General features: G+C 62.4%; 9 protein-coding genes and 1 tRNA gene. 8 read left to right on the plus strand and 2 right to left on the minus strand.

Going from position 1 to position 9430, the window contains the following annotated elements; translation table 11 throughout:
• Positions 1–282: 282 nt before the first annotated feature.
• A tRNA-Leu gene (locus ACWKWX_RS32405) sits at positions 283–367 on the minus strand.
• A gap of 109 nt (positions 368–476) precedes the next feature.
• On the opposite strand from ACWKWX_RS32405, the gene queA reads away from it, so the two are divergent.
• From queA to ACWKWX_RS32435, 6 genes are all read left to right on the plus strand, one after another.
• Positions 477–1541 carry a tRNA preQ1(34) S-adenosylmethionine ribosyltransferase-isomerase QueA gene (gene queA, locus ACWKWX_RS32410; protein WP_483829907.1) on the plus strand — a complete coding sequence of 355 codons (1065 nt, stop codon included), beginning with the start codon at positions 477–479 and terminating at the stop codon, positions 1539–1541.
• Between the two features lie 14 nt (positions 1542–1555).
• Positions 1556–2671, plus strand: coding sequence for a tRNA guanosine(34) transglycosylase Tgt (gene tgt / locus ACWKWX_RS32415; RefSeq protein WP_416427543.1), 1116 nt, complete (start codon positions 1556–1558; stop codon positions 2669–2671).
• Between the two features lie 44 nt (positions 2672–2715).
• Positions 2716–3054, plus strand: coding sequence for a preprotein translocase subunit YajC (gene yajC, locus ACWKWX_RS32420; protein WP_008366112.1), 339 nt, complete (start codon positions 2716–2718; stop codon positions 3052–3054).
• Positions 3055–3117: 63 nt separating this feature from the next.
• Entirely contained in the window at positions 3118–4986 is a 1869-nt protein-coding gene (gene secD, locus ACWKWX_RS32425) for a protein translocase subunit SecD (RefSeq protein WP_416422714.1), read from the plus strand.
• A gap of 9 nt (positions 4987–4995) precedes the next feature.
• Entirely contained in the window at positions 4996–5907 is a 912-nt protein-coding gene (gene secF, locus ACWKWX_RS32430; RefSeq protein ID WP_416422715.1) for a protein translocase subunit SecF, read from the plus strand.
• A 120-nt stretch (positions 5908–6027) separates the two neighbouring features.
• Positions 6028–6564 carry a glycine zipper 2TM domain-containing protein gene (locus ACWKWX_RS32435; protein WP_416422716.1) on the plus strand — a complete coding sequence of 179 codons (537 nt, stop codon included), beginning with the start codon at positions 6028–6030 and terminating at the stop codon, positions 6562–6564.
• 179 nt (positions 6565–6743) lie between these two features.
• Here ACWKWX_RS32435 and suhB read toward each other — a convergent pair whose 3' ends face one another.
• The gene (gene suhB / locus ACWKWX_RS32440) at positions 6744–7559 is read right to left on the minus strand and encodes a type III secretion system regulator SuhB (RefSeq protein ID WP_476296947.1); all 816 of its coding nucleotides are present in this window, start codon (positions 7557–7559) and stop codon (positions 6744–6746) included.
• 144 nt (positions 7560–7703) lie between these two features.
• On the opposite strand from suhB, the gene trmJ reads away from it, so the two are divergent.
• Positions 7704–8477: a tRNA (cytosine(32)/uridine(32)-2'-O)-methyltransferase TrmJ gene (trmJ, locus tag ACWKWX_RS32445; protein ID WP_473005523.1), complete on the plus strand. Its 774-nt coding sequence runs from the start codon at positions 7704–7706 to the stop codon at positions 8475–8477.
• A gap of 2 nt (positions 8478–8479) precedes the next feature.
• The gene (gene cysE / locus ACWKWX_RS32450; protein WP_416422719.1) at positions 8480–9265 is read left to right on the plus strand and encodes a serine O-acetyltransferase; all 786 of its coding nucleotides are present in this window, start codon (positions 8480–8482) and stop codon (positions 9263–9265) included.
• Positions 9266–9430: the final 165 nt, after the last annotated feature.

Raw genomic sequence — 9430 nt, forward strand, 5'->3', positions numbered from 1 at the left:
ATCGAGCGCCGCCCGCGCGGCGCGACGCAGCCTGGCGGCAGCATCTACATTTGTTGCAACGTGCCATGGCCTGTGGGATCGGCGTTGCCGGCCTTGTGTGTTCGGCGCGAGGTTGCGAAGAATTCAACAAGAGATCGAGATTTTGTGGGGTATGCAAGGCCCAGCGCAGCCTGGCGGCAGCGGCTACGGGAATTGGTGGGGGGCAGCCATATTCCAGGCACAAAAAAACCGACTCAAGGTCGGTTTCTCTGCTGCAATCCCCGGTAGAAGGGATTTGAATCTTGGTGCCCCGAGGGAGACTCGAACTCCCACTCCTTTCGAAAACGGATTTTGAATCCGCCGCGTCTACCAATTCCGCCATCAGGGCTCAATGGCCGCGGAGTATAGAGAGGCCTCGACCGTTGGTCAACTCTCCTGCGTGGTCAATTTGTGCGTTTTGGGCTAAACTTTGCGGCCCTGTCGAACCGAACTCCATCATGCGCGTCGCCGATTTTTCCTTCGAGCTTCCCGATTCCCTGATTGCACGCCACCCGCTGGCCGAGCGTCATGGCAGTCGTTTGTTGACCCTGGACGGGCCCAGCGGTGCGCTGGCCCACCGTCAGTTCACTGATTTGCTGGAGCACCTGCGCCCCGGCGACCTGATCGTGTTCAATAACACCCGGGTCATTCCTGCCCGTGTGTTCGGCCAGAAGGCCTCCGGCGGCAAGCTGGAGATCCTGGTGGAGCGCGTGCTGGACAGCCACTCGGTGCTGGCGCACGTGCGTTCCAGCAAGTCGCCCAAGCCGGGGTCGATGATTCTCATCGACGGCGGCGGCGAGGCCGAGATGGTCGCGCGCCACGATGCGCTGTTCGAGCTGCGCTTCAACGAGGAAGTGCTGCCGCTGCTGGACCGCGTCGGCCACATGCCGCTGCCACCTTATATAGACCGCCCCGACGAAGGCGCCGACCGCGAGCGCTACCAGACCGTGTACGCCGAGCGTGCCGGTGCGGTGGCGGCGCCTACTGCCGGCCTGCATTTCGATGAAGGGCTGCTGGCGCAGATCAAGGCCAAGGGCGTGGAAAGCGCCTTCGTGACCTTGCACGTGGGCGCCGGCACCTTCCAGCCGGTGCGTGTGGAAAAGATCGAAGATCACCACATGCATAAAGAGTGGCTGGAAGTGAGCCAGGAGGTGGTGGACGCGGTAAACGCCTGCAAGGCCCGTGGTGGCCGTGTGGTGGCCGTGGGCACCACCAGCGTGCGCTCGCTGGAAAGCGCGGCGCGCGACGGTGTGTTGAAGCCGTTCAGCGGTGACACCGATATATTCATTTTCCCGGGCCGGCCGTTCCACGTGGTCGATTGCCTGGTGACCAATTTCCATTTGCCGGAATCCACGCTGTTGATGCTGGTGTCGGCCTTCGCCGGTTATCCCGAGACCATGGCCGCCTACCAGGCTGCCGTGGCCAACGGTTACCGCTTCTTCAGTTACGGTGATGCCATGTTCATCACCCGCAATCCGGCGCCCCGCGGTCCAAGCGAAGCGGCGCCAGGGGATCACGCATGAGTCGCACCTGTCGTATGTCGTTCGAACTGCTGGCCACCGACGGCAAGGCCCGTCGTGGCCGCCTGACCTTCCCCCGTGGCGTGGTGGAAACCCCGGCGTTCATGCCGGTGGGCACCTATGGCACGGTGAAGGGCATGCTGCCGCGTGACATCGAGGCCATCGGCGCGCACATGATCCTGGGCAACACCTTCCACCTGTGGCTGCGCCCGGGCATGGAAGTGATCAAGGCCCACGGCGACCTGCACGATTTCATGAAGTGGCAGGGCCCGATCCTCACCGACTCGGGTGGTTTCCAGGTGTTCAGCCTGGGCGCCATGCGCAAGATCAAGGAAGAGGGCGTGACCTTCGCCTCGCCGGTGGACGGCTCCAAAGTGTTCATGGGCCCCGAAGAGTCGATGCAGGTGCAGCGCGACCTGGGCTCCGACGTGGTGATGATCTTCGACGAATGCACCCCGTACCCGGCCGACGAAGACGTGGCACGCGTGTCCATGGAGCTGTCGCTGCGCTGGGCCCAGCGCTCGAAGAACGCCCATGGCGACAACACCGCGGCGCTGTTCGGCATCGTCCAGGGCGGCATGCACCAGAACCTGCGCATGCGCTCGCTGGAAGGCCTGGACAAGATCGGCTTCGATGGCCTGGCCATCGGCGGCCTGTCGGTGGGCGAGCCCAAGCACGAAATGATCAAGGTGCTGGACTACCTGCCAGGCCAGATGCCTGCTGACAAACCTCGTTACCTTATGGGTGTTGGCAAGCCGGAAGATCTGGTGGAGGGTGTGCGCCGCGGTGTGGACATGTTCGATTGCGTGATGCCAACCCGCAATGCCCGCAACGGGCATCTGTTCATCGACACCGGCGTGCTGAAGATCCGCAACGCGTTCCATCGCCATGATGATTCGCCGCTGGACCCGACCTGCGACTGCTACACCTGCCAGAACTTCTCCCGTGCTTACCTGCACCATTTGGACAAGTGCGGCGAAATGCTGGGGAGCATGTTGAATACGATCCACAATTTGCGTCATTACCAGGTGCTGATGGCTGGTTTGCGCGAGGCTATTCAACAAGGTACATTGGCCGCCTTTGTCGATGCCTTCTATGCCAAACGCGGGCTTGCCACGCCGCCTTTGGACTGAGTTCGTGACCCTTTGAGTCAACAATTTTGCAACTGGAGTGCTAAATGAGCTTTTTTATCTCTGATGCTTTGGCCGACGCTGGTGCGCCGGCAGCGGCAGGCCCTATGGGCGGCGGCTTCGAGTGGATTTTCCTGGTTGGTTTCCTGGTCATCTTCTACCTGATGATCTGGCGCCCACAGGCCAAGCGTGCCAAAGAGCAGAAAAACCTGCTGGGCAACCTGCAGAAAGGTGACGAAGTTGTGACCACCGGTGGTATCGCCGGCAAGATCAACAAAGTGACCGACGACTTCGTGGTAATCGAGGTTTCGGACACCGTAGAGCTGAAAATCCAGAAGGGCGCCATTGCCGCGACCCTGCCGAAAGGCACGCTCAAAGCGATCTAAGCTTCAGACTTTTACCAATCGACGGGGCGCGCAAGGCGCCCCGCGTCTTGAACGGGCGGCGTGATGCTGAACAAATACCCTCTGTGGAAATACCTACTGATCCTGGCGGTGCTGGCGGTCGGTTTTATTTATTCCGCACCCAATCTCTATCCTGATGACGCGGCCATCCAGGTCTCGGGCGCAAGTTCCGCCCTGCAAGTCACCCAGGCTGATCTGGACCGCAGCGCCAAGGCGCTGACCGATGCCGGTATCGAGGTCAAGGCGGCAACGCTGGCCGAGAATGGCAAGGGCGGTTTGTTGCGTCTGGCCAAGCGTGATGACCAGTTGCCTGCCAAGGACGTGGTCCGCAAGGCACTGGGCGACGACTACGTGGTTGCGCTGAACCTGGCGGCGACCACGCCGCAGTGGCTGCGCAACATTGGCGCGCACCCCATGAAGCTGGGTCTGGACTTGTCCGGTGGCGTGCACTTCCTGCTGGCCGTGGACATGGACAAGGCCATTGATGCCCGCCTGAAGATCTACGAAGGCGACGTCAAGACCGAGCTGCGCAAGGAAAAGATCCGCTACCGCAGCATGCCACAGCAGAACAGTGCGATTCAGCTGGGCTTCAGCGATGCCGATTCCCTGGCCCAGGCGCAGGCCCTGATCCGCAAGAACTACACCGATTTCGACGTGGCCGCCACTACCCGTGGCGAACTGCAGGTGCTGTCGCTGACGCTGACACCAGCGAAGCTGGCCGAGATTCGCGAATACTCGATCAAGCAGAACCTGACCACCGTGCGTAACCGTGTCAACGAGCTGGGCGTGGCCGAGCCGCTGGTACAGCGCCAGGGTGCCAACCGCATCGTGGTCGAGCTGCCAGGCGTGCAGGACACTGCCGAAGCCAAGCGCATCCTGGGCAAGACTGCCAGCCTGGAATTCCGCCTGGGCGCAGGCCCGGATGATTCCCGCGCCACCACCGAGACTTTCGAGTTCCGTGATGGCAGCCGTCCGCCAGCCGCAGTCGAGCGCAGCCTGATCATCACCGGTGACCAGGTGACCGACGCCTCGGCCAGCTTCGACGAGCACGGCCAGCCGCAGGTGAACATCAAGCTGGATGGCCATGGTGGCGACCTGATGAGCCGCGCCACGCGCAGCAACGTCGGCCGCAGCATGGCGGTGATCTTCATCGAGCAGAAGCCGTTCACCCGCTACGAGAAGCAGACTGTCGACGGCGTCGAGAAAGACGTGGCCGTGCAGGACTTCGCCGAAGAGAAGAAAATCATCAGCCTGGCAACCATCCAGTCGCCGCTGGGCAGCCAATTCCGCATCACCGGCCTGAACGGCCAGGGTGAGTCGTCGGAACTGGCCCTGCTGCTGCGTGCCGGTGGCCTGGCTGCACCGATGTACTTCGCTGAAGAGCGCACCATTGGCCCGAGCCTGGGTGCCGACAACATCACCAAGGGTATCCATGCGTCCCTGTGGGGCATGCTGTTCGTGTCGCTGTTCATCATGGCCATCTACCGCTTCTTCGGCCTGATCGCCACCGTGGCACTGGCCTTGAACATGGTCGTGCTGCTGGCGCTGATGTCGGTGCTGGGTGCCACCCTGACGCTGCCGGGTATTGCCGGTATCGTGTTGACCATGGGTATGGCGGTGGACGCCAACGTGCTGATCTTCTCGCGTATTCGTGAGGAAATCGCCGCCGGGATGACCGTGCAGCGCGCGATCAACGAAGGTTTCGGCCGCGCGTTCACCGCGATCGTCGACGCCAACCTGACCACGTTGCTGGTAGGCGGCATTCTTTTCGCCATGGGCACCGGCCCGGTGAAAGGCTTCGCCGTGACCATGTCCCTGGGTATCTTTACCTCGATGTTCACAGCCATCATGGTGACCCGCGCAATGGTCAACCTGATCTACGGCGGTCGTGACTTCAAGAAGTTGTGGATTTAAGGGGCTGCCATGAAACGTACCATCAACTTCATGGGCGTTCGCAATATTGCGTTCGCCTTGACACTGTTCCTCACGGCATTGGCGCTGTTCAGCTGGTTCCACAAGGGCCTCAACTTCGGCCTGGACTTCACTGGCGGTACGCTGATCGAGCTGAACTACCAGAAGCCGGCCGACCTGACCCAGGTGCGTAGCGAACTGGTAGCCGCTGGCTACCACGAAGCCATCGTGCAGAACTTCGGTGACACCACCGACCTGCTGGTGCGCATGCCGGGCGACGACCCCAAGCTGGGCGCCCAGGTAGCTGAGGCGCTGGCCAAGGTGGGCGGCGACAATCCGGCCAAGGTTACCCGCACCGAGTTCGTCGGCCCGCAGGTGGGTGAAGAGCTGCGTGACCAGGGTGGCCTGGGCATGCTCATGGCCCTGGGCGGCGTGTTGATCTACCTGGCGTTCCGCTTCCAGTGGAAATTCGCCGTAGGCGCCATCGCTTCCCTGGTGCACGACGTGGTCGTGACCATGGGTATCCTGTCGTTCTTCCAGATCACCTTCGACCTGACGGTGCTGGCGGCGGTGCTGGCCATCATCGGCTACTCGCTGAACGACACCATCGTGGTATTCGACCGGGTGCGCGAGAACTTCCGCGTGCTGCGCAAGGCCTCGCTGATCGAGAACATCAACGTCTCGACCACCCAGACCCTGCTGCGTACCCTGGCCACCTCGATCTCGACGTTGCTGGCCATCGCCGCGCTGCTGTTCTTCGGCGGCGACAACCTGTTCGGCTTCTCCATCGCGCTGTTCATCGGCGTGCTGGCGGGTACCTACTCCTCGATCTACATCGCCAACGTGGTGCTGATCTGGCTGAACCTGAACAGCGACGACCTGATTGCCCCGGTCACCAAGGACAAGGTCGACGATCGCCCGTAATGTGATCGCCGTCACTTAATCCCCTGAAAAGGCGCGAGTTTTGAACTCGCGCCTTTTTTTGTGCTCCAAGGCTGGGAGAAGCGCGGACTTTGATCCGTATAAGAAGGTCAGGAGGTTCAAGTGAACAAATCGTTGCTGGTTGGTGCAGTGTTGGGTGCTGTCGGTGTGACTGCCGGTGGTGCTGTCGCGACCTACAGCCTCGTGAAAAGTGGCCCAGAGTACGCAGAAGTTCTGGCTGTAGACCCTATAAATCAAGAGATCAAGACGCCCCGCAAGGAGTGTCATGACGTGGCGGTAACCCACCGCCGGGCCGTGCAGGACCAGCACCAGGTGGCTGGTACCGTGATCGGCGCCGTGGGCGGTGGCCTGCTGGGCCACCTGGTGGGTGGCGGCAAGGGCAAGACCCTGGCTACCGTGGCGGGCGCCGTGGGCGGTGGCTACGCGGGTAACAAGGTGCAGGAGCACATGCAGAACGGTGACACCTACACCACCACCGAAAGCCGCTGCAACACGGTCAACGACATCAGCAACAAGGTGGTTGGCTACAACGTGAAGTACCAGCTCAATGGCCAGGTCGGCCAGGTGAAGATGGACCGTGACCCGGGCTCCAAGATCCCGGTGAGCAAGGACGGCCAGCTGGTGCTGACCCAGCAGTAAAGGCGCCTCCGCATGCGTAGCCGCTGCCGAGGGCTGCGCTGGCCCTGGGCCTCGCTGGAGATCTCCAGTGTTCACAAGGGCCAGCGCAGCCTGGCGGCAGCGGCTACAAGGTGTCGGTGATTATTCAGGCAATAAAAAAGCACCCCGAAGGGTGCTTTTTTATTGCCTGGCGAAAAAGCTTAGCGCTTGATCGAAGGCGGCAGGTGCGGCTGGATGGCCGTCAGTACTGCCTTGAAGCACTTGATGTTGCCAGCAACGATGTGGCCCTTCTCGAGGAAGTCGTGACCACCGGTGAAGTCGCTCACCAGGCCGCCAGCTTCCTGGATCAGCAGGGCGCCTGCGGCCATGTCCCACTCGCTCAGGCCCGACTCCCAGAAGGCGTCGAAGCGGCCGGCAGCCACGTAGGCCAGGTCCAGGCTGGCAGCACCGGCGCGGCGGATGCCGGCGGTCTGGCCTACCAGGGCGCGGAACATGCCCAGGTAGTTGTCCAGGTCAGCCATCTGGTTGTCACGGAACGGGAAGCCGGTGCCCAGCAGGGCGCCGTCCAGGCTGGTGCGGCCGCTGACGCGCAGGCGGCGGCCGTTCAGTTGGGCGCCACGGCCACGGCTGGCGGTGAATTCTTCCTGGCGGACCGGGTCCAGCACGACGGCGTGTTCCAGGCGGCCGCGGTATTTGCAGGCAATGCTGACGGCAAAGTGCGGGATGCCGCGCAGGAAGTTGGTGGTGCCGTCCAGTGGGTCGATGATCCACTCGTATTCGGCGCCTTCGCCGCTGCCAGCGTGCAGGCCGGTTTCCTCACCACGGATGGTGTGGGTCGGGTAAGCCTTGCGCAGGGCTTCGATGATTTTTTGCTCGGCCGCACGATCGACTTCAGAGACGTAATCCTTCGCGTCTTTTTCATCAACCTTGATGGTATCCAGGCGCTCGATGGAGCGGAAAATCAATTCACTGGCGCTGCGGGCGGCGCGCAGCGCGATATTCAGCATGGGCTGCATGGACGTTTCACCTAGGTCGTTAAAGAAAGCCGAACATTCTAGCAGAAAAGTACGTTTGCAGAAGAGGGTAGTCAGCATTCGTAGCGTAAGCGGTATCTGTTCGGTAAGATTTCATTTCTTTCCCCCGGTCTGTGAGCGCTCGCCTTGCTGCAAAATATTCGTGTCGTCCTGGTCAACACCAGCCACCCCGGCAACATCGGCGGGGCTGCGCGCGCCATGAAGAACATGGGTCTGTCGCGCCTGGTGCTGGTAGACCCGCTGGATTTCCCGTCCCACGAAGCCAGCGCACGCGCCTCGGGCGCCGATGACGTGCTGGACAACGTCCAGGTGGTCGCCACCCTGGAAGAGGCCCTGGTGGGCACCACCATGGTGCTCGGCACCAGCGCCCGCGAGCGGCGTATTCCCTGGCCGTTGCTGGACCCCCGCGAATGCGGCAGCAAAAGCGTCGAAGAGGCCGCCCAGGTGGGCGGCGAGGTGGCCCTGGTGTTCGGTCGCGAACACGCCGGGCTCACCAATGACGAGCTGCAGCGATGTCATTTCCACGTGCATATCCCGTCGAACCCTGATTTCAGCTCGCTGAACCTGGGTGCGGCGGTGCAGGTCCTGGCCTACGAAGTGCGTATGGCCTGGCTGGCAGCCGAAGGGCAGGCGTCCAAGACCGAAAAGGTCGAAGTGGCGTCGGTCAAGAGCGCAGAGCTCTCGACCAGCGACGAGATGGAGCGTTTCTACGAACACCTGGAGAACACCCTGGTGGAGATCGGCTTCCTCGACCCGCAGAGCCCCCGGCACCTGATGGCGCGTTTGCGCCGCCTGTACGGCCGCAGCTCGGTTGCCAAGGCGGAAATGAACATATTGCGCGGCATTCTCACGGAGACCCAGAAAGTGGCCCGTGGCGAGCCGCATAAGCGGAAGGACTAGTCATGTTCGAGCGTTTGCGTGAAGACATTCAAAGCGTATTCCATCGCGACCCGGCGGCGCGCAATGCCTTCGAGGTGCTGACCAGCTACCCCGGCATGCACGCCATCTGGCTGCACCGTGGCGCGCACAAGCTGTGGAAGGCCGACTTCAAGTGGCTGGCGCGCATGGTCTCCAACTTCGGGCGCTGGATGACCGGCATCGAGATTCACCCGGGCGCACGCATTGGCCGGCGTTTCTTCATTGACCACGGCATGGGCATCGTCATTGGCGAGACCGTCGAGATCGGCGACGACGTCACCCTGTACCAGGGCGTGACCCTGGGCGGCACCAGCTGGAACAAGGGCAAGCGCCACCCCACGCTGGAAGATGGCGTGGTGGTGGGGGCGGGCGCCAAGGTGCTGGGCCCGTTCACCGTGGGTGCCGGTGCCAAGATCGGCTCCAACGCCGTGGTCACCAAGCCGGTGCCTGCCGGCGCCACGGCCGTGGGCATCCCGGGGCGCATCATCGTCAAGGGCGATGACGCCGTGGACGCCAAGCGCAAGGCCATGGCCGAGAAGATCGGCTTCGAGGCCTATGGCGTGACTGCGGACATGCCCGACCCGGTGGCCCGCGCCATCGGCCAGCTGCTGGACCACCTGCACGCCGTCGACGGGCGCCTGGAGGACATGTGCGGGGCGATGACCCGCATGGGCAGTGACTACTGCGCCAAGGACCTGCCCGAGCTGCGCGACGAAGACTTCAAGTGCGTGAAGGGCGAAGTCGACGTCCCTGCCGCCGAAGCTCGCTGAAGCTTGGGGGAGCCTGTGGGAGCTGGCTTGCCAGCGAGCTTTTGGTTGTTGCAAAAAGCTCGCTGGCAAGCCAGCTCCCACGGGAGCGGGCAAATCAGAATTCCCGTGCTATAGTACGCCGCCCGTTTTGCCGCTATTCCCGACTAAAGTGGTAGGTCTTAAAGT

It is taken from the genome of Pseudomonas imperatae (assembly GCF_057128625.1).

Bases quoted from the DNA above. Each gene is read 5' to 3' on its own strand.
- secD (WP_416422714.1), top strand. From the start codon at position 3,118: ATGCTGAACAAATACCCTCTGTGGAAATACCTACTGATCCTGGCGGTG.
- queA (WP_483829907.1), top strand. From the start codon at position 477: ATGCGCGTCGCCGATTTTTCCTTCGAGCTTCCCGATTCCCTGATTGCA.
- yajC (WP_008366112.1), top strand. From the start codon at position 2,716: ATGAGCTTTTTTATCTCTGATGCTTTGGCCGACGCTGGTGCGCCGGCA.
- secF (WP_416422715.1), top strand. From the start codon at position 4,996: ATGAAACGTACCATCAACTTCATGGGCGTTCGCAATATTGCGTTCGCC.
- cysE (WP_416422719.1), top strand. From the start codon at position 8,480: ATGTTCGAGCGTTTGCGTGAAGACATTCAAAGCGTATTCCATCGCGAC.
- suhB (WP_476296947.1), bottom strand. From the start codon at position 7,559: ATGCAGCCCATGCTGAATATCGCGCTGCGCGCCGCCCGCAGCGCCAGT.
- tgt (WP_416427543.1), top strand. From the start codon at position 1,556: ATGTCGTTCGAACTGCTGGCCACCGACGGCAAGGCCCGTCGTGGCCGC.